Source organism: Halioxenophilus aromaticivorans (genome assembly GCF_042850945.1).
In the GTDB taxonomy this organism is placed as follows: domain Bacteria; phylum Pseudomonadota; class Gammaproteobacteria; order Pseudomonadales; family Cellvibrionaceae; genus Halioxenophilus; species Halioxenophilus aromaticivorans.
Map to the genome: position 1 here is coordinate 3,329,079 of NZ_AP031496.1, position 26,995 is coordinate 3,356,073.

18 protein-coding genes are annotated in these 26,995 nt (G+C 50.8%); 5 read left to right on the forward strand and 13 right to left on the reverse strand.

From position 1 onward, the window contains the following. Window positions 1-59: 59 nt before the first annotated feature. The 3 genes from ACGHM3_RS14440 to ACGHM3_RS14450 are packed head-to-tail and all read right to left on the reverse strand — an operon-like array spanning window position 60 to window position 4,335. The gene (locus tag ACGHM3_RS14440) at window positions 60-662 is read right to left on the reverse strand and encodes an isochorismatase family protein (protein ID WP_345426452.1); all 603 of its coding nucleotides are present in this window, start codon (window positions 660-662) and stop codon (window positions 60-62) included. An 18-nt stretch (window positions 663-680) separates the two neighbouring features. Beyond that, window positions 681-2,555 (reverse strand): hydantoinase B/oxoprolinase family protein, encoded by a 1,875-nt coding sequence (locus ACGHM3_RS14445; RefSeq protein ID WP_345426450.1) that lies wholly within the window; start codon window positions 2,553-2,555, stop codon window positions 681-683. Window positions 2,556-2,559: 4 nt separating this feature from the next. Next, entirely contained in the window at window positions 2,560-4,335 is a 1,776-nt protein-coding gene (locus tag ACGHM3_RS14450; protein ID WP_390517128.1) for a hydantoinase/oxoprolinase family protein, read from the reverse strand. Between ACGHM3_RS14450 and ACGHM3_RS14455 the strand changes: the two genes are divergently transcribed. Continuing rightward, window positions 4,316-5,341: an IS630 family transposase gene (locus ACGHM3_RS14455; RefSeq protein ID WP_390517130.1), complete on the forward strand. Its 1,026-nt coding sequence runs from the start codon at window positions 4,316-4,318 to the stop codon at window positions 5,339-5,341. The two genes, ACGHM3_RS14450 and ACGHM3_RS14455, sit on opposite strands and share 20 nt — an antisense overlap. Here the strand turns inward: ACGHM3_RS14455 and ACGHM3_RS14460 are convergent. The 3 genes from ACGHM3_RS14460 to ACGHM3_RS14470 all read right to left on the reverse strand — a co-directional run bounded on the left by ACGHM3_RS14460 (window position 5,325) and on the right by ACGHM3_RS14470 (window position 7,989). Continuing rightward, on the reverse strand, window positions 5,325-5,717 hold the full coding sequence (locus tag ACGHM3_RS14460) for a hydantoinase/oxoprolinase N-terminal domain-containing protein (protein ID WP_345422504.1): 393 nt from the start codon (window positions 5,715-5,717) through the stop codon (window positions 5,325-5,327). The genes ACGHM3_RS14455 and ACGHM3_RS14460 overlap by 17 nt on opposite strands. 194 nt (window positions 5,718-5,911) lie before the next feature. Beyond that, a complete protein-coding gene (locus tag ACGHM3_RS14465; protein ID WP_390518255.1) occupies window positions 5,912-6,802 on the reverse strand; it encodes a sugar phosphate isomerase/epimerase family protein in 891 nt (296 codons plus the stop codon). A gap of 176 nt (window positions 6,803-6,978) precedes the next feature. Beyond that, window positions 6,979-7,989, reverse strand: coding sequence for a LacI family DNA-binding transcriptional regulator (locus ACGHM3_RS14470; RefSeq protein ID WP_345422510.1), 1,011 nt, complete (start codon window positions 7,987-7,989; stop codon window positions 6,979-6,981). A gap of 459 nt (window positions 7,990-8,448) precedes the next feature. Here ACGHM3_RS14470 and ACGHM3_RS14475 point away from each other — a divergent pair, with 459 nt between their 5' ends. After that, complete coding sequence (locus ACGHM3_RS14475) at window positions 8,449-8,985, forward strand: hypothetical protein (RefSeq protein WP_345422513.1); 537 nt, start codon at window positions 8,449-8,451, stop codon at window positions 8,983-8,985. Then, window positions 8,982-10,661: a GMC family oxidoreductase gene (locus ACGHM3_RS14480; protein ID WP_345422516.1), complete on the forward strand. Its 1,680-nt coding sequence runs from the start codon at window positions 8,982-8,984 to the stop codon at window positions 10,659-10,661. The genes ACGHM3_RS14475 and ACGHM3_RS14480 overlap by 4 nt, the downstream gene beginning before the upstream one ends. A 228-nt stretch (window positions 10,662-10,889) precedes the next feature. On the opposite strand, the gene ACGHM3_RS14485 is transcribed toward ACGHM3_RS14480, so the two are convergent. The 4 genes from ACGHM3_RS14485 to ACGHM3_RS14500 all read right to left on the reverse strand — a co-directional run bounded on the left by ACGHM3_RS14485 (window position 10,890) and on the right by ACGHM3_RS14500 (window position 17,946). Then, window positions 10,890-12,998 carry a TonB-dependent receptor domain-containing protein gene (locus ACGHM3_RS14485; RefSeq protein ID WP_345422519.1) on the reverse strand — a complete coding sequence of 703 codons (2,109 nt, stop codon included), beginning with the start codon at window positions 12,996-12,998 and terminating at the stop codon, window positions 10,890-10,892. A gap of 363 nt (window positions 12,999-13,361) precedes the next feature. Continuing rightward, window positions 13,362-15,881, reverse strand: coding sequence for an ATP-dependent helicase HrpB (gene hrpB, locus ACGHM3_RS14490; protein ID WP_345422523.1), 2,520 nt, complete (start codon window positions 15,879-15,881; stop codon window positions 13,362-13,364). Window positions 15,882-15,951: 70 nt separating this feature from the next. Then, window positions 15,952-16,722 (reverse strand): methyltransferase, encoded by a 771-nt coding sequence (locus tag ACGHM3_RS14495; protein ID WP_345422526.1) that lies wholly within the window; start codon window positions 16,720-16,722, stop codon window positions 15,952-15,954. A 72-nt stretch (window positions 16,723-16,794) separates the two neighbouring features. Then, the gene (locus tag ACGHM3_RS14500; protein WP_345422529.1) at window positions 16,795-17,946 is read right to left on the reverse strand and encodes a permease; all 1,152 of its coding nucleotides are present in this window, start codon (window positions 17,944-17,946) and stop codon (window positions 16,795-16,797) included. A 960-nt stretch (window positions 17,947-18,906) separates the two neighbouring features. Between ACGHM3_RS14500 and ACGHM3_RS14505 the strand changes: the two genes are divergently transcribed. Further along, window positions 18,907-20,310 (forward strand): PhoH family protein, encoded by a 1,404-nt coding sequence (locus ACGHM3_RS14505; RefSeq protein ID WP_345422532.1) that lies wholly within the window; start codon window positions 18,907-18,909, stop codon window positions 20,308-20,310. A 54-nt stretch (window positions 20,311-20,364) separates the two neighbouring features. On the opposite strand, the gene ACGHM3_RS14510 is transcribed toward ACGHM3_RS14505, so the two are convergent. The 3 genes from ACGHM3_RS14510 to ACGHM3_RS14520 all read right to left on the reverse strand — a co-directional run bounded on the left by ACGHM3_RS14510 (window position 20,365) and on the right by ACGHM3_RS14520 (window position 23,847). Beyond that, window positions 20,365-22,227: an ABC transporter ATP-binding protein gene (locus ACGHM3_RS14510; protein ID WP_345422536.1), complete on the reverse strand. Its 1,863-nt coding sequence runs from the start codon at window positions 22,225-22,227 to the stop codon at window positions 20,365-20,367. A 318-nt stretch (window positions 22,228-22,545) separates the two neighbouring features. Beyond that, a complete protein-coding gene (locus ACGHM3_RS14515) occupies window positions 22,546-23,364 on the reverse strand; it encodes a tRNA isopentenyl-2-thiomethyl-A-37 hydroxylase MiaE (RefSeq protein WP_345422539.1) in 819 nt (272 codons plus the stop codon). Between the two features lie 12 nt (window positions 23,365-23,376). Further along, the gene (locus ACGHM3_RS14520; RefSeq protein WP_345422542.1) at window positions 23,377-23,847 is read right to left on the reverse strand and encodes a DUF1289 domain-containing protein; all 471 of its coding nucleotides are present in this window, start codon (window positions 23,845-23,847) and stop codon (window positions 23,377-23,379) included. Window positions 23,848-24,277: 430 nt separating this feature from the next. On the opposite strand from ACGHM3_RS14520, the gene acnB reads away from it, so the two are divergent. Beyond that, the gene (acnB, locus tag ACGHM3_RS14525; protein WP_345422545.1) at window positions 24,278-26,902 is read left to right on the forward strand and encodes a bifunctional aconitate hydratase 2/2-methylisocitrate dehydratase; all 2,625 of its coding nucleotides are present in this window, start codon (window positions 24,278-24,280) and stop codon (window positions 26,900-26,902) included. Window positions 26,903-26,995: the final 93 nt, after the last annotated feature.

The window sequence follows — 26,995 nt, forward strand, 5'->3', positions numbered from 1 at the left end:
ATGCGTTGATGTAGCACAACGCTGTACTACATAGTCGCCCGGCAAGTTCACGTCGCGGGCTAAACCTCGATGCCATTAAGCTCGTCGATAACTTCTGCCAAAGGTTTTACCGACGCAATTTTTAACTGCATATCTCGCAAATTAGAGGCGTGAGCCTCCGCGTCTCGATCACCCACGGCTTCACGCGGAACGATCACGGGGTATTCGTGCTGCATGCCGTCTAGCACCGTAGCACGCACACAACCACTGGTGCTGAGGCCAGTAACCACCAATGAATCCGCGCCCACCGCGCGCAGTTGCTGCGCTAACGCGGTGCCAAAAAAGGCACTGGGCCAAAGCTTTTCCACTACCACCTCCCCGGGCTGTGGCTCCAACCTGGGGTCGATGTCCACCCAAGGGGAATCCACCGCGAGATCACTCACGCAGGGGATTTTTTCACGGAAGACACGCGCCTCGCTGGCATCTCGGTAAACCACTGTGGTGTAGAAAATAGGAAAATTACGCTCACGGAATACTTTTAACAGCGCAATATTGGCCTCTACCACAGAGTCCGCATTGGAACCTAAAGAGCATTCGGGGTTGGTAAACCCAGGGGTGATATCCACCACAATAATGGCCGGTTTTTTCCCCAGTGATAAATCAGTTGAATCAAGCGTTGCCATACAGTTCTCCAGGTTGGGTTACATTTGCGCTTTTAAAAAGGTGGGGGTTTCTGGGGCAGCCAAGTGTGTCTGCTCTAGGCAGCACGCTTTCAATTCCTCGACGCTGCCACCAAAATTAAAGAGCGGAGTTTGCTCCGGACGCACAGCCGCCATTTCATCGCGCAGCGCATTAGTGGCAGCGGCATCCAGTTCACCGGCATCACTTAGCACCACGCCGTAACGGCGAGCCCCATCGATGGTCACCAAACCTCGTTCAACGTCCTGGCGTACTAGCTCGGCGTCTCTGGCCAACGGGTCTCCCCAACCAGCACCACCCCAGGTGTTGAAATACAACAAGTCTCCGGCTTTAACTTTAATGCCCTCTTTTTTGGCCGGCAGCCAATGTTCAGTGCCATCTGCAGTGACTAATTTTTTGGTAGAGCGCATACCCGGGTCACCACCCAATACACCCCAAGGATGGGTTAACCAGCGATCGTCATGTACAGCGATTTCGCCGTCGCTCAAAAAGCGGTAGGCCACACTCAAGCCGTTACCACCGCGATGCAAACCGGCGCCACCGGAATCTGGAATGGTTTCGTAGCGTTCAATACGCACCGGAAAATACGATTCAATAAACTCGTTAGGAACATTGGTGAAGCCAGGCCACAGCGAGTGGCCATCGGGGCCGTCCCCCACCGGGCGGCCAGGAATGCCACCAAAACCAATTTGGTACAGCTGGAACCATTCGCCTTTGTCGTCGTAGCCTGAATAAAACATGTGGGGCGAATCGGAGAAACCTGCCGCGTTGAGCAGCTGCTCCGGTGCCCCCATTCCTAATAACGCCCCCAGCACGTCAAAAATACGACCCAGCGCATGGGTACGACCGGAAAGAGCGGCGGGATAATTGGGTTTTAACAAAGTGCCTTGGGGGATACGAACGTCGACCAAATCGTAGAAGCCATCGTTAAATACGATTTGCGGGTCTACCACGTTGATGGTGAAGGAGCCGAAAAACATTTTAAACATGTCTTCATTGAGGTAAAAATTCACCGAGCTTTGTGCTTGAGGGTCGGTGCCGTCAAAATCGAAAATCACCCTATTACCTTCGCGCCACATTTTACAAGCAATTTTATAAGGCCCCATACCTACGCCGTCGTCGCAAAGGTAATCAACAAACTCACGCGGCTCTTCCGGAATGAAATTGCAAATAATATGTTCCATGGCCAAATAGTTGCGCTCGAGCATTACGGCCATGGTGGAAAACAACACATCGTCACCAAAGCGCTCGGCGATTTCCACACAGCGTTTAGACGCCGTATTACAGGCGGCCACCAGGGCGTTTAAATCGAATTTATTCCACTGTGGCGTACGCACGTTGTGCAAAATTAAATTTAGTAAGTCCTCTTGCAGCACGCCTTTTTTGTACAATTTCGTGGGCGGGATTCGCACCCCTTCCTGGAAGATCGAAGTCGCCTCAATGGGCATGGAGCCTGGCACCATACCGCCGTTGTCCGACATATGACCAAACATCGCCGTCCACGCGAGATGGCGACCATCCTTGAACACCGGCACTAACACCAACCAATCGGGCAAGTGAGAAACTGCGGCATTACACATGTAAGGGTCATTGGTGAGGATGACATCTCCCTCCTCGATTTCGGCATCGTAGGCCTGTAAAAATGGCCCAATAAACGAACCGAATTGACCAACCACCATTTTGCCATCGCGGGTAGCAATCATAGGAAAACAATCGCCCTGCTCCCGAATGCCCGGTGACATGGCCGTGCGAAACAGCACCGCGTCCATTTCTTCGCGGGCATTTTTCAGGGAGTTTTCAATTAAATCTACCGTGACACCCTGAACATCAATACGCTCAAAGGGTGTGCTATTGGTTTCGATAATATTCGCGCTCATGGATTTACTCCTGATTCATCGGGTTGATCAAGAGGTTGCCGATTGAATCGACCATAGCCTCGTGGTTGGGAAGTAGTAACGTGGTGGAATCCATTTCGATAACAATGGCTGGTCCTGGAACGGCGCAGCCTGCAGGCAATTTACTGCGGTCGTACAAAACGGCGTCGTGCCATTGCTTGGCGTAATAAAAGCGCGTATCCCCCAGCTTGCAATCATCCAGAGTAAGATCTTTATTATCACCTGTGGCGATGGCCACTTCGGTACTGGCAGTTTTAACCACGGCACGAATCATCAATATTTCGTGGCCTTCTTCTAACTTAAAGCTAAACAGCTGTTTGTGCTCGGCATCGAACTGGTCGGTGATCACGGACAGACCGGCATCAATAAATTCTTGCTCGGAAAAATCGACAGTAATTTGGAAAGCTTGCCCGGCGTAACGGACATCGGCTTGGAAGGTGACCTGGTGCTCAGACTCAGGAATATCATCATCGATTAGCACCGCCGCAGCGCGGCTTTGCAACTCAAGCAAATCCGCCAGCAATTGCTCTGAATCAATATCAGTGGCTGACGCCAAGTAGGTTCGTGAAGCCTCGTCCTGCACCTGAGTCGTGGCATCACCATAGGCGCACAATACGCCAGGCCCAGGCGGAACAATCACCGGCCAAGCTTGGGTTAATATACCCAAGGCATTAGCGTGTAATGGCCCAGCGCCGCCATACCCTACTAATGAAAAGTCCCTTGGGTCGTAACCTTGCTCAACAGACACCAATCGCAAAGCACCAAACATGGCCTCGTTTACGATTTCAATAATGCCTTCGGCGGCAGCCATCACATCGATACCAATGGCGTCAGCGACGTTTTGCACGGCTTTTACCGACGCCTCTCGATTGATCTCCATGGCGCCACCTAGCTGGATGTCGGATGGTAAATAACCCAACACCACATTGGCATCGCATACCGTGGGTGCTTCGCCACCTTTCATATAACAGGCCGGCCCAGGTACAGCACCGGCCGATTCAGGCCCCACCCGCAGTGCTTTGGTGAGTTCCGGTACAAACGCGATGGAACCGCCGCCGGCACCCACCGTACGGATATCCACCGATGGCGCACGCACTTTCACATCACCCACATAGGTTTCACGCCGCACTCGGGCACGGGCGTTTTGAATCAACGCCACATCGGTGGAAGTGCCGCCCATATCAAAGGTTAAAATATCTTTGTAACCGGCTTGCTCGCAAAAGTAGATCGCACCGGTAGCACCACCAGCCGGGCCAGACATTAAAAGATTAACCGGTGACTCTGACGCCGCCCTGGCAGAAGCCAACCCCCCATCCGATCGTAAAATAGACAGCTGCATGTCGGCGCCCATAGTCTCGGTGAGCGCGCCGTGCAAATTGCTAATGTAGCGGGACACTTCGGGCCGCACATAAGAATTTACAACGGTTGTTTCGGTGCGTTCGTATTCTTGCATCTCGGGCACCACTTCACTGGAAATGGAAATCGGAATATCACCAAATACGTTCTCCGCCACAGTGCGAGCTCGTTGCTCGTGTTCATTATTGACATAGGCATTAACCAAGCAGATGGTAAGAGCCTCAATGCCACCTTTATTTTTTAGAATGGTGAGATCTTTTAATAATTTTTCTTCGTCTAAGCTGGCAACCACAGTGCCGTCGGCACCAATTCGTTCGCTCGCGCCTATGGTCAATTCCAGCGGTGCTATTAACCCGGTGAGTGTATATATCTGATATAATGCTCGGATGAACAGTAAACCAGACACTCGCACTCTATCATTCGACGCAATAGAAGAAAAACGACGTACGGCGCAAAAGTTGCGCAAGACAGGAATGACTCGAGCAGAAATTTCTGAAATCGTTGGAGCTCACCCCGATACCGTTGGGAGGTGGCTGAAAATTCCTCCCAACAAATTAAAAATCAATAAGCGCGGACCTAAAAAAGGCGAAGGAACACTTCTGTCCAAGGAGCAGAGCGACAGAATTAAAAGCCTGATAACAAATAGGACGCCAGATCAACTGCGGTTGGACTATGCATTGTGGACTCGCCAATCAGTACAGCAGCTAATTCTTCAAGAGTATGGAGTTGAGCTAGCGGTAAGAACGGTTGGCGATTACTTGAAACGCTGGGGAATGACGCCACAAAAGCCTCAGAAGCGCGCTTATGAGCAACGAGCACCAGAAGTAAAGAAGTGGCTTAAAGAAGAATATCCAGACATCAAAGCGCGCGCGAAGTCTGAAAATGCCGAGATATATTGGGGTGACGAAACAGGCTTGCGTAACAATTGCCAGCACGAACGAGGTTACGCCCCGAAGGGAAAGACGCCGGTAATCAAGCTAAACGCAAATTCTGAGTCGATCAACATGATATCTGCAGTCACGAATCAGGGCAAAGTTCGGTTTCGGTTTTTCGAAGGAACCATGAACGGCGACATACTTATCGATTTTATGATGCGCTTAGTTAATTCAGCTGACCGCAAGGTATTTTTAATTTTGGATAACTTACGAGTGCATCATTGCAAGCCGGTCAAAGAATGGCTAGAGGATCACAAAGAGATGATTGAGGTGTTTTATCTACCTGCGTATTCTCCAGAGCTTAATCCTGACGAGTATTTAAACTGTGATCTAAAGAAAGGTGTTCACAGTGGTAAGCCGGCTAGAAATAAAAAGCAATTAAAGTCTAAGGCACAATCTCACATGGCGATGCTGCAAAGAAAGCCAAGTCGGGTCAGGAAATATTTTAACAATGAATATATCAGCTATGCCGCCTAGCAGACGTATATTTCCACCGGGTTAATAGTAGCGGTTTTTTAACGTAATGAACCCAACCTCCCAGTCCACCTGGGCAGTAGGATCGGGCCACCTGCAACACTTGTTGGTAGCCGTCGGTGGTGACCAGGGCAATTCTCGCCCCCTTGCCGGTTAACACCGCGTTGGTGGCCACAGTAGTGCCGTGCATAACGCGATGGATTTGCTTCGGATCTACACCCGATTCACTGCAAATTCTGGCCACGCCGTTTAACACACCTTTGGATGAATCCTCCGGAGTGGATGGCACTTTGGCGGTGTGTTTTTCACCCGTTAACTCATTGATCAGTAGGAGGTCGGTAAAGGTGCCGCCTACGTCTACACCTAAGCGATAAGCCATGATGTTCTCCGCGCATAGATTAAAAGTAATTCATGGCCTTGTATTGATGACTAGGCCGGCTCGTTCTCAGTCATGCACTGCTCAAGTTTTTTAGGCCAAACAACACCCTGGCTATTGCAACCATGTTTTAAAAAATTGTGTTGTTGGGCCGTTTATGACCAAGCGCGCCGCGTATTTAGCGCCGCGCTGGCTTTTTATGGTTTTTTGATACGGGTAAGATAATTGTAAGCTTCAGCGATTTCTTGCATCGGGGCGTTCGGCTGATCAAATTCAACAAAAGCGTATTGCACACCAACTTGCTCACTTACAGAGAGTAAATTTTGAAAATTTTCGGTGCCCTTACCGGGTATGGTAATTTTTCTGTCTTTAGTCAGATCTTTCAAATGCACCATTTTGTAACGGTCGGCGTACCGTTTTAAATAAACCACCGGGTCCGCCCCGGCAAAGGTTGCCCACATAAAGTCCATTTCTAACTGAACTAAATCCGGTGCCGTATTTTGCACTAAAAGATCGTAGTAAGTTGTGTCACCGACGCTGGTAAATTCGTGGTCATGATTATGAAACGCAAATTGAAGACCTGCTTCTTTGCACATTTTACCAGCGGTATTAAATGCTTTTACGTGTTGCTTGAGTTCTTTTTTGCCGTATTCAGGCAACCAATTAAGCTGCCAAACGATGTAGTCTTGCCCAAGGGTTTGAGCACGGCCTATGGCCTCTTCAATAAAATATTCCACCCGATTAAAATCAAATGCGTAGGTAAATCGTTTGACGATTTCATCCCAACCAATTTTCCCCTGATTGTAGGCGGAAAAATCTTGGTAAAGAGTACCAGGCATAAGGTGTTGGGAAGGCGTGTAAAGATTGTATTGCTGCAGCAGCTCTTTCACCTGGGAAGCCGGTTTGCCAAAGGCACCTACAGTTTCCACAGTGCGGTAGCCAATGCCTTGTACCGCGGATAAGGTACCTTCGAAGTCTTGATCTAGCAGCTTCATTACCGTAAATAACTGTAGGCCAGGCTTTTGAAAATAAGGGTTAGAACTCGACAGCACCGTTGGGCACGCTGACGTAACCGCAGCTAACCCCATCCATTTAACTACATCTCTGCGTTTCAAAAACCGCCTCCATCACATGCACATACTAAAAAAATATTGTCTTGAAACGGCCACAGACCGATTCTTACGGTTAATTCAAAACGCGCTTCCTCGCAGAGACCAGTTTCAGCGCTTCCACCTTTAATAAGAGCAATAGGCGCTATAAAAAGCTATTTGCCGCTGAGTAACTGCGCTGTGCTTTTCCGTTCGATCAATTGATGCGGTAGAATAATTTCTCTATTGGCCGCTTCGGCATCGAGGTAGTAGTCCAGCAGCAATCGCATAGCTTGTTCGCCTACCTGGGACGACTTCAATGCAATGGTTGTTAACGGCGGATTACCGTATTGCGCAAACCGAATGTTATCCATTCCCAGTACGCTAATATCCTCGGGCACCTGTAGCCCAGCCTCTGCCAGGGTATGAATCGCACCCAGAGCAATTTCATCACTTTCACACACAATGGCGGTGAACTTCTCGCCAGACTCTATCAACGCCTGGGTTGCTTCAACGCCGGTTTCTATTCGGTAGTCACCGCCGGCAATGATATTTTCGTTGACCGTGAGCCCCGCCCTGCGTAGCCCCAAGCGGAAACCGCTTTGCCTATCTCGGCTCATGCGCAAAGTCCGCGAGCCGGAAATATAAGCCACATTTTTATGGTCTAAAGAAACCAGATAACTCACCGCCTCTGCGGCAACTTCTATGTTGTCAAACCTCACCCTTGGGCACAGTAAGATAGCTTCGTATTCGCAAGTCAGCACTATGGGCAATGGCTTGCCGCTGGTATTGTTGATAATCGCCGACGGAGTATTCACATCTAACACGATCATCCCGTCCGCCTGTTTACCGGCCACCATTTCGTAATGGCGATCTAATAGCTCTTGCTTGCCTTCGGTAACACCCAGCATGACTTTTATGCCGTTTTCCCGTGCGACGTTCTCTACCCCTTGCACCAGGCCCGCAACAAAGGAGTTGTGTAAATCCGGTACAGCAACGATGACTGCATCCGCTTTTTGTTTACGTAAGCTACTAGCCACTAAGTTGGTTTTGTACGAGAGCTTTTCGATTGCCTCGTTTACCTTCTTAGAGGTGGCCGGCTTTACTTTGTGTGGTTCCCGCAGCGTGCGTGACACGGTAGCGATGGATACGCCGGCAAGTTCGGCTATGTCTTTAATGTTGGCCAAGCTAAATTCCTAGTTCTGTCGTTTAATGAGTCTGCTACGACAAAATACGATTATCCCGCGGGGCCCTCAAGCCTATTTCAGCCAGACCAGGGCGTATTTTTCTCTTACTGGCCTACCACACACAAATGTTAACGTTTACATTTTTAATTGCAAGTGGTTTAGCAAGTGTTTTGCCAAATTCTTATCCCCGGTACTTTGTGTGACCTAGATAGACTAAGCTTTAAAAAATAATATGCTTTAAAAACAGTATTTTATTAAAGATTTCGCGCACGGCGATAACGTCAATAACTGCGTTAAAGGTAATTTGGCCCGTTGTTTTAGGAATGAAAAAACGCACCAAAAGTAATCAACAACGATAGACTTGGTGCAAAAATGTAAACATTTACATTTTTATTGAAACCTCCTAAGTATTGATTAATACTGACTTTTTACCCCCAAAGCTGTGAGCGAGAATGCACCATGCCTGAGCCATCGCCCCCCACCCTACCCCGAAGAACACTGTTGACCTGGGCTGCCATGCTGCCATTAGCATCGTTGGCCTCACCAGAGCACAGCAGACCTGATGTACTGTTTCAACGCATCGATCTGATCGCCGAAGGCCTAATTCCCGGCGCAGCCAGCACCAGCCCAGGGCTGCAATTACAGCAACGGCTTAGCACAGGCTGGCTTGGCGTAGATCTCAATGCACTGGCAAGCATCACCGCCCACTTTGCCCACCTAACCCCCAGCACCCCATCAGACATCACACCAAACGCTCTGAACGAGGTTGTCGCGGAACTGGACCGCGCATGTTTCACCGAAGAACTGGGCACCGAAGCAAAGCAACAATGGGCCACAGTTAAAATGGCGGTGCTTTCCATTTATTTCGCCTCCCAACAAGGCGCCGCCCAACACCTACGCTACGCCGCAGTACCCGGCCGTTGGCTGCCGGACATCCCCCAGCAACAAGCAACCCCCTATCTATCTAACGACTGGCTAGCGATGTGGTTTTCATGAAAACAGATTTCGATGCAATAGTGATTGGCTCGGGCATTAGCGGTGGTTGGGCGGCCAAAGAATTAACCGAGCGTGGGTTACGAGTACTGCTGCTAGAGCGAGGGCGCAATATCGAACACGGCAGCGGCTACAGCAATGAGATGAAGGCACCCTGGGAAATGCCGTTTATGGGCTTTAACAATCCAGAGCTACTGCAGCAAGATTACGCAGTACAAAGCAAAGGCATGAACTTTGATGAATGGTCTATGCCGCACTTTGTGAAGGATTCCGAACATCCTTACCTGACACCGGAGCACAGTAATTTTCAGTGGCGCAGAGGCTACCAACTGGGTGGACGCTCTCTTACCTGGGGCAGGCAATGTTATCGCTGGAGCGATTTGGATTTCGCCGCCAATAAAAAAGACGGCTACGGCATCGACTGGCCCGTGCGCTACCAAGATTTAAAACCCTGGTACGATCACGTCGAATCGTTTATTGGCATCAATGGCACCAAGGAAAATCTGCCACAACTGCCCGATGGCATTTTCCAACCACACATGCCGCTTTCCGCCATAGAGCAACTGCTGGCCGACCGCATCGCTAAAAACTACCAGGATCGCAAGCTTATCCCTGGCCGCTCGGCCAATTTAACCCAAGCCAAAGATGGCCGAGCGCCGTGCCAATATCGCTACATTTGCCACCGAGGCTGCAGCTTTGGCGCCTATTTTTCAACGCAAAGCTCTACCCTACCGGCCGCCAAAGCCACCGGCCGACTGACACTCAAAACCGATGTCATCGTTGATACCATCGATCACGACTCCGCCACCGGTAAAGCCAGCCACGTCAATTGCATTAACAGCAAAACGGGCCAACGCACACGCTTCAGCGCAAAGCTGTTTTTTCTTAATGCCTCAGCCTTCAACAGCGTCGGCCTTTTATTGCGCTCGAGGTCAGAGCACTTCCCCAACGGCCTAGCCAATCGCAGTGGCACATTGGGCAAATACATCATGGACCACGCCCACTCCCTAAGCATGGTAGCAAGCGTGCACGAGCTGGAAGACCGCAGTTATTTTGGCAACCGCCCATCCAACTTTATTATTCCGCGCTTTACCAATTTAGAGAAACAACAGCACGACTTTGTAAGAGGCTACAGCTACCAGGGCGTTGGCTTTCGCACTAACTGGAAGCGAGGCGCCAGAAGCCAAGGCACAGGCCAAGCACTGAAAAATGCTCTTACCAAACAAGGCGAGTGGCGCATTTTGATGGTGGCCTTTGCAGAGTGCCTACCACAGGAATACAACCGAGTAACACTGGCCAATAAACTCGATAAATGGGGGCTACCATTACTCAATATTGATATGCGCCACGGCGAAAACGAAGAAAAACTGTTACGCCACGCGCAAACCCAGGCAAAGAAGATGCTAAAACTGGTAAACAGCAACGTACTGGCCTCACACAATGCCCCAGAACCCGGGGGCGCCGCTGTACACGAAATGGGCGGCGCCAGAATGGGAGCCAACCCAAACCAATCTGTGGTTAATGGCAACAACCAGTGCCACGATGTGAATAATATTTTTATCACCGATGGCGCCGCCATGAGCTCCTCCGCCAATCAAAACCCATCCCTCACCTACATGGCGTTTACCGCCAGAGCTGCGGCACTCGCCGCCGACATGGTAAAATCCGGGGCGCTTTAGCCCCTATTTCTCGCCCCTATTTCTCGCCCCCATTTCTCGCCCCCATTTCTCGCCCCCATTTCTCGCCCCGAGCTCTCGCCCCACCGGCTACAAAAGCCCCACAATTCTCACAGCGCCTAACCAATGCCTAGGCCTTTGCTAGCCCCTGCTTCCGAATTAAAACCATAAAAAAAAGGCCCCGCAGGGCCTTAAAGCAACGTACTAACCAGTAGCACACACAAGGAATTGTTAAAACTCGTAATCCATTCGCAGGCCGTACATTCTTGGCGCTGCGTATTGCACTAAATAGCCCCCCATATAACCGGCCTCTTCCGACATTGTCAGTATCGCTTCGTTTTCTAGGTTGCGAACATAACCAGTAACCGAAATTGGCAACTCGTCACTGCGGTAGGTGAGTAAAACGTCTGTTTTAGTGTAGGCGTCTTGCCACTCAGTTTTGCGGTTGTTGAACGTGAAATAGCTTTCGTCTTGGAAACGCGTTTGCAAACGGGCCGTAATCATCCCGCTCGCTAAAGGGAAGTCGTGGCTATAGCCTAAAATCGCGGAGATTTCTGGCGCCTGGGGTAATTTGTTGCCACTAAAATCGCTTTCTGCCGGGCAGGAACCTGCGGTAACGGTACAGAACTCATCGTACTCCGCACTCACATAGGCCAAGCTCACATCAATGCTGTCGTATTCTGTAGGCAGGAACAGCATCTCAAGCTCGGCACCGTAAATTGTAGCTGCGCCAGCATTGTATGTGCGGGCAACACCGCTGACCGGATCGGTTTGCAAAACTTGCAGATCGGTATAATCGTAATAGTACAAACTAGAATTCAACTGCAAGGTGTTATCCATAAACTGAGATTTGCTACCCACCTCATAGGCGGTAATCTCTTCCGGATTATACTCGGCGTCATTTTTAAAGCCGCCTGCCTTATAGCCACGGTCTATTTTTGCGTAGAGGAATAGATCATCGGAAACATCCCAATTAACCCCGGTATGCCAGGTTACCTTGCTACCGTCATAGGCGTAATCCAAGTCCGTTAAATACCCAGCCCCTTGGTCAAACATACCCGTTTGAGCCTTTTTATCTTTCGTGTAACGAGCACCTATCTCGTATTCCAAGTCATCTGTTAACTGAAAGCTCAGCTGGCCAAACACCGCAGAGGATTCATTTTCGGTTTGATACAAAAAGGTGTAGAAATCATAGGGTGCGTTATCTGGCAGCAGGCCGTACAAGCGAAAATAGGCGTTGGATTTATCACCATCGTTTTTAAAGTAAAACGCACCGGCCTGAAAGTTCACCATGCCGTCAAAATCTGAGATAAATCGAACTTCATGGTTTTGCGCGGTAGATTCGCCATCCTGCACCCAAGAGTAATCCAGCAAGGTGCCACCATCTTGGTCATTCGAACGCAGATAGTCTTGATTGCGCACGCCACCAGAATAAATAATCGAAAGCGCATCGAAGTCGTAATTCAAAGCCACTCGTAGGCTTTCTTGCTCAATGTCGCGCTCACCCTCGCGATTAAGCTGCCACTCCAAATCGTCGCCCAATTGTAAGGTGCCGTCACTATTCACTTGCTCGTAGAGCACCCCCTTGGGAGCGGCGCCGACGCCGCCGATATCGACTAGCTCATAGGTCAACAAAGCTGAAAAGCGATCGGTGGCATCCCAGGCCAAATGCGCACGAAAGCCCTTGGAATCGTCTTCATCACCGTGCCCGCCTGCACCGTTATCTCGGTAGCCGTCGGATTGCTTAATCATACCCGCCAAGCGAAGCGATAAATTCTGGGCCAGGGGCACATCCACAGCTCCCTCACCTTTGCGAGTACCGTAATCGCCAAACTCCACCGCCACTTTGCCGGCCAACTCTTGGCCCGGTTTATTGGTGGTAATGTTGAGCGCGCCGGCGGTTGCGTTACGGCCGTAGAGCGTACCCTGGGGGCCGCGCAACACCTCTATGCGCTGCACGTCGAATAACGCGGCGTTTAGGCCCAGCGAATCTTGGAAATAGAAATTATCAATATTCACGGCCACAGCGGGATCACCGGTTTCGGTGTAATCCCGGCTGGATACCCCTCGGATGGTGATCAAGGTGTTATCGTTATTTTGCGCAACATTGACGGTGGGCGCGATATTAGTAATGGAGGCCAGCTCCGTAACGCCGGCATTAGCCAACTCTTCATCGCCCACCACCTTCATAGAAATGGCCGTGGTCTGCGCGCTAGATTCACGCTTTTCAGCGGTTACCACCAACTCCTCAATGGTTTGCGCACACACAGGCCCCACTGATCCAGCCAACGCAACTGCTACGGCTAACTTACACACACTACGAGCACGATTTTCCTGCATTGAGGATCTCCTTATTGGCGACAACATGATTGGGCAAACAACGCAATGTTAACGTTTACATTTTTAACTTACCTCATAAAAAAATGACGTCAACCAATAATTTAATGAACTACGCAAAAAGTTCCCGATGGCAAGCAGAGCCAATGGACAGACTTAAATATTTATCAATAAATTCAATATGTTATAGTAAAACTAAATTGGAGAAATAATTCTGCACAGTAATTGTGCCAACGATAAATTTAAGCTTCATTATGGAACTGGTGATTTTAGGCACAGAAATATTGCACCAGATAGGCGCACTTAGACGCCATATGCCCAAAAATGTAAAGCTTTACATTTTTGGGCATGTGGCAGTTTAAGCTCTTATTTACGGGGTTTTGCTCGGTGGGTGGCCGGGGCCGTTGCCGGGTCTTCCGGCCAGGGGTGTTTGGGGTACCTACCCTTTAGTTCTTTGCGCACCTCATGGTAGGAACCCGCCCAAAAGCCGGCCAGATCCTGAGTAATTTGCAATGGCCGCCCAGCGGGTGATAACAAGTGAATGGCTAGCGGTAGCCGGCCATCGGCAAGCGAGGGAGTTTGCGTTAAACCAAACATGGCTTGCAGTTTAACCGCCAGTACTGGCGGGCTGGCCTTGTAATCAATATTAACCACCAGACCGGAAGGCACGGTGAGTTTCCTCGGTAAACGATCCTTTAACTGCTGAGGTTGGGGCCAAACCAACAGATTAGCCAGCAAGTCAGCTAAGTTAAGCTTGGCAATATCCGCCAAGTTAGCAACCGAACTTGCTGTAGGCATAAACCACTGCTCCAGGTTTGTTAAAATCCCGTTATCGCTTACGTCAGGCCATTGCTCCTCCGGATACAAGCGCGCCATGCAAGCCACACGCGCGCGCCACTGAGCCACGTCTTCACTAACAGTAAACAAGCCTAAGCCTTGCTCGCGGATCATCGCCAACAGCGCGGCCTCCTTCTCGGCTGGCGTTACCTCATCGATAGCGTGGCTGGAAAGAATTAAGTGGCCCAGCTTGATTTGACGCAGGGCCTGGAATCGACCATTTTCATTCCACTCAACCGAGCATTCTTCAACACAATGGTCTTTTAACGGGCCGTTAAGGAGTTCAGCATCAAAGCCTGAGGCTAAAAATACTCTGTCTCGGCTGCGCCCGCTTATGCCACCCAAGCTGGCCACCACTATCCATTCGTTCTTGGCCAGCGGGTCATGCTCTTCCAATGAAACACCTCGGCCATTGGCCAACGTGTAGTGGCACCCCTTACCGCGCTTGGCTATTCGGTCTGGGTAGGCGTGGGCCAGTAGATAACCGATTAAATTGTCCTCGGTTACGCCATTGGGCAGAGGCTGCCGGCGAGATTGGGTCTGCGACCAGGTAGCGCTGAATAACTGGCGAGATTCGCGTTGAATTTGCTGGTGCCCGCTCTTTTTATTCAACAGTGCCAAACGCAGTTCTATATCGGCGGAATGAGCATTGTACAGTGGATCTTTGTTGCCAATTAACGCCGCCAAATTGGCGGCCAGCTCCACGCTGTGCTGGTCACAGGCCGCCGCCAGCATACAGGCCAAACGCGGGCTGGCCGGTATTTGCATTAACGCCTGCCCCACCGAGGTAATTTGGCCCTGGGATACAGCTCCCAAATCACTTAGCAGGCCAACGGCTGCAGCCACCGCGCCAGCTGGAGGTTTATCCAACCAATGCAAAGAATCAACGTCATCTGCCCCCCAATCGATTACCTGCAGCATTACAGCCGATAAGTCGGCGGAGAGGATCTCTGGGGCATCTCTTAGCGCTAATTGCGACTGCATAGACTCCGGCCAGGCCCGATACGCTCTACCCGGCCCCAGGCGCCCGGCACGTCCCGCGCGCTGGGTTGCTGTGGCTTGTGAGATTCGCTCAGTCACTAGCCGCGTCAGGCCGGTGCGCGGGTCGTATTTCGGCACCCTAATCCAACCGGAGTCGACCACGGCGGTAATCCCTTCGATGGTTAAACTGGTTTGGGCAATGCTGGTGGCGAGTATTATTTTGCGCCGGCCGGGTGTGGGCGGCAGAATCACTGCCCTTTGCTGCGCTAACGGCAAATTGCCATGCAAGGGTAAAACTTCCATCGCCTGCCCCGCCTGAGACAAGGTATCGCCCAAGCCCGCCTGTAGGCGCTGTATTTCACCGACGCCCGGCAAAAATACCAGCACACTGCCTTCGGTTTCAGTTAATGCCCGCTGTATAGGCGCACACAATTGCTCCACCGGTGCCATAGTAGGTGCTGTGGCGTTCTGGCTGTATATGGCCTCAACCGGATAACGGCGGCCCTGGCTCTCTATCACCTCAACGGCTTGCCCGCAGGCAAGGCTCAGCATGGACTGCAAACCACTGCCGTCCAGCGTGGCGGACATCATCAATAATTTTAGCGGCTGCTCTCGCAGATCAGAGAGCAGCTCGCGGCTATTGAGCACCAACGCCAGGCTTAAATCCGTATCCAAGTGGCGCTCGTGGCATTCATCAAAAATAACGATGCCCACGCCGTCCAGGCTTGGGTCGGCATGCAGCATTCTTAAAAACAAGCCCTCGGTCATCACCTCGATTTGAGTACGAGCGCTAACTTTGGTCTCTAGCCGCACGCGGTAGCCAACACGCTCACCCACAGGCTCTTGCAGTAGCTCCGCCAAACGCGCCGCCACCGAGCGAACGGCAATGCGGCGTGGCTGCAATAGGATGATTTTTTGCTCGGCCAACCAGGGTTCGGCCAGCAGCGCCAAAGGGATTAAACTGGTTTTACCAGCGCCGGGCGGAGCCAAGACGATGGCCTGATCCTGAGTATTCAGACTTTGGCTTAAACGGGACAGGATTTCTGTGACGGGGAGTTCGGGCAACACGGCAGACTACTAAAATGGCAAAAGCCGTAGTCTACCGTGGAGTGGAAAAAAGCTTAAATACTTACCGGGTTTATTGTGGCTTGCGGAATTTCAGGGTGAATCGGTCGCTGGGGCCGGTCATACCCTCATCCCGAGTATCTGTTGTAAGGCCATCGGCGGCTTGGTAGTGTAAATCGCTAAATCCTTCAAACTCAAAACCGGCATCCAAGGCTTCTTTAATAACCAATACCGGGTCCAGTCGGCGCCATACCGGCCGACTATAGGGCTCGTTATGACGACGGGTGTGGTCGATAATGCCGTATACACCACCGGGCTTGAGCGCGGCAAACACCTTGGCATTTAAGTCCGCTCGGGCCTCTGGCGTTAGATTGTGGGCATTGCGGAAGGTTAACACCATATCCACGTCATCCACGTCAAACTCAAGGTTTTCGATGTCGAAAATACCTTTAACATCGGTGCCAACCATATTCGCATTGGCCGCAAGAACCTCTACGTCTTCTAGCTTCCATTCGGACAGGTTTTCCGCCACACGGCTGGCTCCCACTGCCACGTATAGCTTGCCCTTTTTCTTCAAAGTATTTCCCAACACTTTGGTATACCAACCGCCACCGGGCAGCAGTTCGATGACCGTCATATCCGGCTCTAGACCATAAAACTGTAAGGTTTCTAGCGGTTTACGCTCGTTATCTCGGGCTTTTTCTTCGCTGGTTCTGACCTTGTGTTTCAGCGCTTTACTGATTGCTTTGTCGGCCTGCTCGCCAGCAAAAGCAGGCGCCCCCGCCAAGGCAGATACCGCCACTGCAGCCGCCAGTGAATAGGCTAGTTTTTTGGTTGCTCTCATTGACCCCATCCTTTTATTACTTTGCGTTCGTTTAACTACGCTCACTGAGTCTACTTTGAGGCCAAAAAGTTCTTACAATTGGTTCAAAACCGCAGCCACAACAATCACCTGTGGCAGTGTCACCAGCGGCAAAAACAGCGCCACTTTCCAGGATTGCATGGTATCTTTTATCACCATCACCTCCGTGTAATCCGTGGCTACACCAGTCATTAAAAATGCAAAGCCATTACCGGGTGCGCTGGTGCGGTTCATGATGTCTGCGGCAATGGGGGCCGAACCTTCGGAACACACTTCTATCACCGTGGCCGCCACTAAGGTTACTGCTAGCCCAAGAGCGGAGGGGCCCAAATATTGTTGGAACACATCCGGATCGATCAGAGCTCGGATAAGACTAGCCAACACCACGCCAAACAGTAACCACCGCAACACAATCCGGGCACCGGACAACCCCTCTTTGAGAATGGTTAACGCCAGCTGCCGATCCCAATTGGCATTCTGCCAGTGGGTTTTAACCTGGGCTAGCAAAGGACGGGATGCTTCCTCTACGGATGCGGTACACGGGTTGCCTGGCAGGATTTTGGCTGCCACTAAGCGATCGAAAATCCAACCCGTGGAAAAGGCCAACAGCATAGATAAGACGATGAAAGCCAGCGTCCATTGCCAACCTATTAACGCGAACAGAATTAAGGTTAAAGAGAATGAGTTCCAAGGGCTGGCCACAAGAAACGCCATGGTTTGCCCAAGGCTGGCGCCCTTTTGATACAGTTTCATGGCAACCATCAAAATGCCATGACTGCAAAGATCCATCATCACCCCAGCCACAGTGGCTCGCGCTAAACCGTTCACACTGCCGCCGCGCCCCAGTACTGACATCACTAAGGATTGCGGCACTTGGCTTAACACACCAACAAACACGATCGCCAGTATCACACTAAACCACATGGTGTTGATCAGCTCGTATACGCTGTGCGCAGCCGTCGCCTGCCAAGAACTGCCATGCCCTCCAACCAAGCTGAAGGCATAACTCACATACCCCACAACAACCGCCACCACACTGCCCCACAACAGCCAGTCAATACGATTGTGGCTGGGAGCACAGCAGTCGTTTTCGTGAGGTTTGGCTGCTAGGTTAACCGGTCCGCAACAGGCGTGCTGATGGCTAGTCTCCTCACCCGCCTCTGTTGGCGCAGGGTGATGGGCACAACAACTTTTGGATCTTCGCACGATAAAAACACCTACACCAAGTTTTACGGCTATTAACGTGTTATGCGCCTACTAATTGAACACCCAGGTAGCTAAACACCCAGGCAATCAAACACGCAGGCGACAAAATGAACACCATGATAGATAACTGCAGCAAGAATCAACAGCACCAAACACAGATGAGCATCGTAAAACGTGCTCCTAGGGCCTGTTGACACTAATTCGGAGCCTCTGTTGAGTCAGGAAATAGTCCAATCTAGGCGCGAACCGCGAAGTTTGGTGGGCCCAAATAAGCGGTGAGCAACAACGAGTGGGCTATTTCCTGGCTCAACCCGTAGGGCTGGAGCCAGCTTCCCGCTCAACGTTGTTGCCAATCGCTCATGTAGGCCCACTACATTTCACGCTTGGCGCCTAGTTGAACGGGAAGATGCTCGGGGCGCGTAGCCCGGGGCGCGTAGCCTCCAGCAGTGGTGCCAAGTTAGTGTCAACAGGCCCTAGCGCAGCTTGCTGCGGTTTAAAGCTACCCCGCCCATCACTCTTTACAAGAGCAGAGCGAAAAAAGTGAGTCGGAATTATACTTCCAACTGCCCGCAAAGGGCATTTAGCTGTCAGCTACATTTGGTTTAACTAACCGAGCTAAATGCATGATTGGACGGCAGTTTATCTAGAATCAATTTTCACTCTAACGATTTGATTTAATAATATCTGGCCTATGTCAAAAAAGCCTGTCATAGTCTCGTTTCTGTGCCGCCCACTCCTACCTTCTCCCATCGTAAAAAATCTCTGGTATCGACATTTACTTGCTGCTATAAATTTACCTAGCCAGTAATCAACTGCCGTCTGACACAAAGGGCGGTGAGCATGTCATAGGGAGAATGTTCTGGCTGTTGCGAGCGCTTGCTCCACACGCCGGGGATCTTCTAGACAAGTTGCTTAGCTTGGCTATGCCGATACTCCGACGCTGAAAGGAAGTGAATGCTTATGGGTGAAACGCAACTTGCAATAACCAGCAATACAAACCTACCAATCCGCTACGTACTCGACACCAACGTCCTAGTCCACGACCCCACTGCACTATTGAACTTTGAAGAACACCACGTTGTAATCCCAATGACGGTGCTCGAAGAATTAGACAAACTCAAAAATGGCCGCAACACCACAGCCGCCGACTGCCGCCAAGCCATTCGCGAGTTAGATAAACTGTTAGGCGGTGCACTGCCAGATGACATTGAACAAGGCATCCCCATTCCGCGGGCCAGCCTAAACGACAAGCTGGGCCGACTGTCGGTATTAATGGCCAAGGCACCAGACAACCTCACTCTGCTACCCACTCACCTCAACGACAACAAAATCCTCAACGACATCAACTTACTCAAACACGATCACCCCGACCAGCGCGTGGTGCTAGTGACTAAAGATATTAATCTTCGCCTAAAAGCGCGGGGCTGTGGTATTGAATCCGAGGATTATCACAGCGACCAATCTGTTAAAGACATCGAGCAACTGAACAAGGGCTTTTTGGAATTTGAGGGCAGTTTTTGGGATTCCATTGACGAGGTAGAAACCCGGCAAAAGATGGGCCACACCTTACACACACTGGCCAAAATTGGGCCGTTGCAAGATGTGTATTTTAACCAATTTATTTTAGACGAAACCGGTTTCGTCGCTCGAGTTTTAGATATACAAGCCGACGAAATTACATTACTGCATTTGGACCATCACCAATTGATGGAAACCGAGGCCTGGGGCTTAAAACCGCAAGATATTTACCAAGCCTGCGCCCTTAACCTGCTGCTAGACCCGGACGTACACCTGGTGAATTTAACCGGCAGCGCCGGCTCCGGTAAAACCATTTTGGCACTGGCCGCCGCCATAGAAATGACCATGGCGACGAAAATGTTCCGACGCATTATCGCCACGAGAAGTACCCAGGGGCTGGATGAAGACATTGGCTTTTTACCGGGCACCGAGGCGGAAAAAATGGAACCCTGGCTGGGCGCCATAACGGACAACCTAGAAGCACTGCACTGTGACGACGAAGACTGCTCCGGCAGCGTGGACTACGTATTAAATAAGGTGCCTCTGCACTTTAAGTCATTAAACTACATACGAGGGCGCAGTTTTCAGCAGAGTTTAATTATCATTGACGAATGCCAAAATCTAACCCCCCACCAAATTAAAACCATTGTGACCCGGGCCGGCAGTGGCTCCAAAGTAATCTGCCTTGGCAACCTGGCTCAAATAGACACGCCCTATCTCAATGCCACAAGTTCCGGTTTGACTTACCTAACCGAGCGTTTTAAAAGTTTTGAGTATGGCGGCAACATACAACTGCAAGGGGTACCGCGCTCTGCGTTGGCGGAGTTTGCTGAAGCCAACTTGTAGCTTTCACTCAACGATTAAAACCACCCCATGCGGGTGGTTTTTTTATTTTCATTTTTATTGGTCGGTTTCGTCGGTTAAAAATCCACCCGATTGATGCTGCCACAATTGCGCGTACAATCCGCCCTGAGCCACCAGTTCATCGTGTCGGCCCTGCTCTACTATGGCTCCGCGATCAAATACCACTAAGCGATCCATAGCGGCGATGGTGGACAAGCGATGGGCAATGGCAATAACCGTTTTGCCTTCCATCAGGCGGTTTAGGCTATGTTGGATACTAACCTCCACTTCGGAATCCAACGCCGATGTGGCTTCATCCAACACCAGAATGGGAGCGTCTTTTAACATTACCCGAGCAATGGCGATGCGCTGCCGCTGGCCACCGGATAATTTTACGCCACGCTCACCCACCTGGGCATCGTAACCGGTACGACCGGCGGAATCGCGCAAGTTGAGGATAAAATCGTGGGCCTCGGCTTTAACCGCAGCGGCGATCATTTCTTCATCGGAGGCTCCAGGCCTACCAAATTTTATGTTCTCGCGTACCGAGCGATGCAATAGAGAGGTATCCTGGGTAACCATACCAATACAACCTCGCAGCGATTCCTGCTGCACATTGCTGATATTTTGCTCATCGATAAAAATCTGCCCTTGTTGAACATCAAAAAAGCGCAGCAATAAATTCACGAAGGTGGATTTACCTGCGCCCGAACGACCGACAATACCCACTTTTTCACCCGGCTTTATGGTGAGGTTGAGTTGATCAAATACTGGCTCGTTTAACAGTTCAGAACCAGCTTCTGCTCCAATGTATGAAAAGCCAACGTTTCTAAATTCAATCTTGCCTTTGGGCACCTGCACCGGGTGGGCACTGGCGACATCTTGCACGTCTCTGGGCTCGGCCAAAGTAGCGATGCCGTCTTCTACGGTACCGATGTTTTCAAACAAGGCACTGGTCTCCCACATAATCCAATGGGACATCCCGGTTAGCCGAATGGAAATACTCATCCCAATAGCAATGGCGCCGATACTGATGGCGTCCCCTAACCACAAATAAATGCCCAAGGCGCCAACCGAAAAAATAAGTGTCATGTTAATGGCCCATATCACCACATTAAGATAGGTCGCCAAACGCATTTGCGGATGCACGGTTTGTAAAAACCCGTCCATACCTTCACGCACGTAGGTTTCTTCACGAGCCGCGTGGGAAAACAATTTAACGGTTAGGATATTGGTATAACTGTCCACCACTCGGCCGGTCATCACCGAGCGGGCATCCGCCTGCATCGACGACACTTTACGCAGTTTGGGCACGAAGAATTTTAAAACGGTAACGTAGGCTAACAACCAAATTACCAAAGGCACACTCAAGCGCGGGTCTGAACTGGCCAGCAACACAATGGCTGTAACTAAATACACACAAGCAAACAGCAGCACATCCAGTAATTTCATTACCGATTCACGCACCGCCAAAGATGTTTGCATCACCTTGGTTGCAATGCGGCCGCTGAACTCATCTTGAAAAAAGCCAAAGCTTTGGCTAAGTAAATAACGGTGAGATCGCCAGCGCACTACCATGGGAAAGTTGCCCATTAACCCTTGGTGAACCACAGCTGATTGCAAAAACACAATAATCGGCATCACCAGTAAAATGTACACGCTCATCGTCAGCAGCTTAGGCCATTGCTCGGCTAGGAAGGTATCCCGCTGGCTTTGGGCTAACCAGTCCACCAACTGGCCCAATATTGCAAATAAAAAAGCCTCTCCGATGGCCAAACAGGCAGTCAAAATACCCAGTAGCAGTAATATCTTTTCAAAACCTTTGGTGTAATAACGGCAGAACGCCACAAGGGTCTTCGGTGGTTGCTGCGGCTCGTCCTCGGGGAACGGCTCTACTAATCCTTCAAAAAACTTTAACATAAAGAACGGTCTTTATCTCTGCGCGCGGTCGAGTGCCCCGCAGTATCGAAAGGGAGATTTCTGATTCAGTGGCTGAACTGTGTAAACGAATAGCCAACGTCTCCCTTCAACCAAACTGATGCTTGATATGTCTTAAATTCGCATCCAAACGCTTGCAAGCGTTCAAAATAAAAATGCGCAGCTTAATTTCTTACTAAACCATCAATGTGTGTCATTCTGATGGCCCCAGACCGACCGCCGCATCGAGGCGATAGCTTGCGGTCAGCACTATTGGCTTTGTTGCTTTTGAGCCCAAACGGCTTGGCGCATTCAGCAGCCTTAGTGCGCAGTGGCTGGCACGCCACTGTGAAAACGAAATTCCGTATCTTCTGACGCGATCAAACTGGCCTCCACCTCAGCCAACTCTTGCACCCGCTGATCAAACCCTGCGGCAAGTTTCACATCTTGCTCAGCTACCTGCTGGGCCAAGGACAAATAGTCTTGGTAATGTCTCGCCTCGGATTTCAGCAAGCGCAGATAAAACTGGCCAATGGCTGGGTCTAGCCGAGGCGCCAGCCGTGCAAAGCGCTCGCAGGAGCGAGCCTCTATCAATGCGCCTATGACAAGTTTATCCATCAGCGCAGCAGGTTCGTAGGTGCGCACTTTTTTGATCATACCACCGGCGTAGCGAGAGGCCGACAGGCGAACGTAATCCACCTTCTGGCGACGCATTACATCCAGCACCTGCTCAAAATGCATGAGCTCCTCTTTTACCAACGCCAACATTTTGCGAATAATATCGCGCGCCAAAGGTGTCTCGTCCTTTGCAGCAAGCTCAACCGAAAAGGCTGCTTTTTTATCCGGAAATTTACCGTCGCCTGCCAAGAAATACACGTAATCTTCGAAGGGCTTAGTCCAGTCTTTAATGAGCTCGATGGCATCCAATGACAAACCGTAGCGTCTCATCATAAGCAAACCGGTCTGCGCGGCCTTTAGTTCGCAATTACAATGATCGACCAATAACGTTTGTAAATTGCTAGGTTTCGCAGCCTCAGCCAACCACGCCTCTGGGGTGGGGCACTGTAAGAACGCATCGATGGGCTCGATTAACGCGGCAAAATGCGCCGGCAGCTGAGACAATTGACTGGTGGGGATCATGACAAAAACTGTTTAGGTGAAAACGCTGTTGGACCACTGCGCGGGAGAGATATAACGCTCGTAATGGGCCACGGATAATTGATAGAAATCCGCATCGATAGCAAGCTTTATCTCTGGCAAAGGCAAGCTTTTATAGCCCGGAGTCACCGCCAAACCATACAAACTTATATCGTCAATTTGGCTGGCACCGGCCTTTAACAGATCAAAAACCCAGCAGTGTGGAGGCTGATCTTTCTGAAAACGAATTTGCTGGTGTTCCATTTGAGCTATTAACAATCCCTGGTCAACAATTTCGAAATAATTGGCCACCACTTGGCTTAAAAAGCCCTCCAACCTGTTGGCGATGGTACGGCGCTGTTCTTGGCTGTAGCCATTCCAGTGGATGACTTCATGGCTAAATCGTTTACATCCGCGGCAGACATCATCGCCAATGCCGGTGGAACAAATACCAACACACGGAGTACGGACAGGTTTAAAAAGCATGTAGGTTGCCAGGCGATGTTTAACAAGGGGCTATTATCGACAAACCAGCGTTAATTGCCAAACACCTATTACGCCTTTTTTTGTCGCATTAAATTTGGTGCTGGCCAACAATGGACCATAAAAACCCGGCTTAATCTGACCGATTAGACAGCTTCTGAGCGTAGTAGGCCGGTTAATCGTCTAAATAATCCACTTGCGGCCAATAACTGCGCAAAAGCGCACATTTTTTGCCTATTAAACCTTTGCCGTACGACCAAAGGCTGTGTTTTAGCGCCCTGTACCAGCTTAACAATTTACGCTAATTCCTGTAGAATACGCCGCCCGAGTGACTTGGCTCTTTACGTTCACTCAATCCATGACACACATGGACACCCTCCGACAACCGCGTTGCTGTGGTCAGGAGTAACCCCAATTAGAAGAGGATATCACCGTGCTTGAAGCTTACCGTAAACACGTAGCAGAGCGTGCCGCTGAAGGTGTGCCGCCGAAACCGCTAAGCGCTGAACAGGTAGCTGGACTTGTCGAGCTGTTGAAAAACCCGCCTGCGGGAGAAGAAGACGCAATTCTTGATCTAATCTCTAATCGCGTTCCCCCAGGTGTAGACGAAGCCGCTTACGTTAAAGCCGGCTTCTTGTCTGCCATCGTTAAAGGTGAAGCCTCAAGCCCACTGATTTCCAAGGAAGAGGCCATCAAACTACTGGGCAACATGCACGGTGGTTATAACATCGAAACTCTAGTAGCTGCTCTAGATGACGCCGCCCTGGCAACGCTTGCAGCAGAAGAGCTAAAGCACACTCTGCTAATGTTCGATGCCTTCCACGACGTAGAAGAAAAAGCAAAAGCTGGCAATGCCAACGCCAAAGAAGTGATGGAATCCTGGGCCAACGCCGAGTGGTTCACCAGCAAGCCCAAAGTAGCAGAAAGCCAAAAGATGGTGGTTTTCAAAGTTACTGGCGAAACCAACACCGATGACCTATCCCCTGCCCCAGACGCCTGGAGCCGTCCAGATATCCCAGTACACGCACTAGCCATGTACAAAATGACTCGTGACGGCTTAGAGCCTGAAGAGCACGGCGTCACTGGCCCAATGAAGCAGATTGAAGAAGTCAAAAGCAAAGGCTTACCCGTTGCTTTCGTTGGTGACGTAGTCGGCACCGGCTCCTCACGTAAGTCTGCTACCAACTCCGTACTGTGGTACTTCGGCGACGATATGCCTGGCGTGCCTAACAAGCGCGGCGGCGGTGTTTGTATCGGCGGTAAGGTTGCCCCTATCTTCTTCAACACCATGGAAGACGCCGGCGCCCTCGTATTCGAAGCACCTGTTGACGATCTCAACATGGGCGACGTTATCGAAATCCGTCCTTACGACGGCAAGATCCTGGCCGAAGACGGCAAAGTACTCAGCGAATTTGAATTCAAATCCGACGTATTATTGGACGAGGTTCAAGCCGGTGGCCGTATCAACCTTATTATTGGTCGTGGCTTAACCTCCAAGGCCCGTGAATCTCTGGGCTTGCCAGTATCCGATGTGTTCCGCACGCCAGTAGCGCCACAGGACAGCGGCAAAGGTTTCTCCCTGGCTCAGAAAATGGTTGGCCGCGCCTGTGGTTTACCAGAAGGCCAAGGCATCCGCCCTGGAACCTACTGTGAGCCTAAGATGACCACCGTTGGTTCCCAGGACACCACAGGCCCAATGACCCGTGATGAACTGAAAGACCTAGCCTGTTTGGGTTTCTCTGCCGACCTGGTAATGCAGTCTTTCTGTCACACTGCTGCCTATCCTAAGCCGGTAGACATCAGCACCCAGCACACCCTGCCTGACTTCATCCGCAACCGCGGTGGTGTATCTTTACGCCCAGGCGACGGTATCATCCACAGCTGGTTGAACCGTATGTTGCTACCCGACACCGTAGGTACCGGTGGTGACTCCCACACTCGTTTCCCAATGGGCATTTCCTTCCCAGCCGGTTCTGGCTTGGTTGCCTTCGCTGCGGCCACAGGCGTTATGCCTTTGGATATGCCAGAGTCAGTACTGGTTCGCTTTAAAGGCGAAATGCAGCCTGGTATCACCCTGCGTGACCTAGTGCACGCCATTCCTTTCTACGCCATTAAGCAAGGTTTACTGACCGTAGAGAAAAAAGGTAAGAAGAACATCTTCTCTGGCCGCGTACTGGAAATTGAAGGCTTGAAAGGCCTAACCGTAGAACAAGCCTTTGAGTTGTCAGATGCTTCCGCCGAGCGCTCTGCTGCTGGCTGTACCATTGAGCTAGAAGAAGCGTCCATCAAAGAATACCTAACCTCCAACGTCACCCTGTTGCGTGCCATGGTTGCTGACGGTTACGGCGACGCCCGTACCCTAGAGCGCCGCGCCCAGAAGATGGAAGAGTGGCTGGCCAGCCCAAGCCAGCTGAAAGGGGATGCCGACGCCGAATACGCCGCGGTTATCGAAATCGACCTGGCCGAAGTGAACGAGCCAATCGTTTGCTGCCCGAACGACCCAGACGATGCCAAACTGTTGTCTGAAGTTGCGGGTGACAACGTAGACGAAGTGTTTATCGGCTCTTGTATGACCAACATTGGTCACTTCCGTGCCGCTGGTAAGCTGCTGGACGCTCACAAAGGCGGCATGTCTACCCGCATGTGGATCTCGCCTCCAACCCGTATGGATGAGCACATCCTAATGGAAGAAGGTTACTTCAACATCTTTGGCCGTGCCGGTGCGCGTACCGAAATGCCAGGATGCTCACTGTGCATGGGTAACCAAGCACGTGTAGCACCTAACAGCACGGTACTGTCTACCTCTACCCGTAACTTCCCTAACCGCTTGGGCGATGGTGCCAACGTGTACCTAACCTCCGCGGAACTCGCCTCTGTAGGTGCTATTTTGGGCAAACTGCCTACTCCTGCCGAGTACATGGAGTTCGCTAAGAACTTGGATTCTATGTCTGACGAAATTTACCGTTACATGAATTTCGATAAGATTTCTGAATTCCAAGCTGGCGCGGAAGAAGGCAAGCGTATCGCTGCGGTGCAAATCGAAGAAGTGAAAGCTTAATCGACTGACCCCTCAGTAGGATGCGAAAAAAGGCGGCTTCGGCCGCCTTTTTTTATGGGCGATAGTTCTAGTGCTAGCGCTAAAAACAACCGC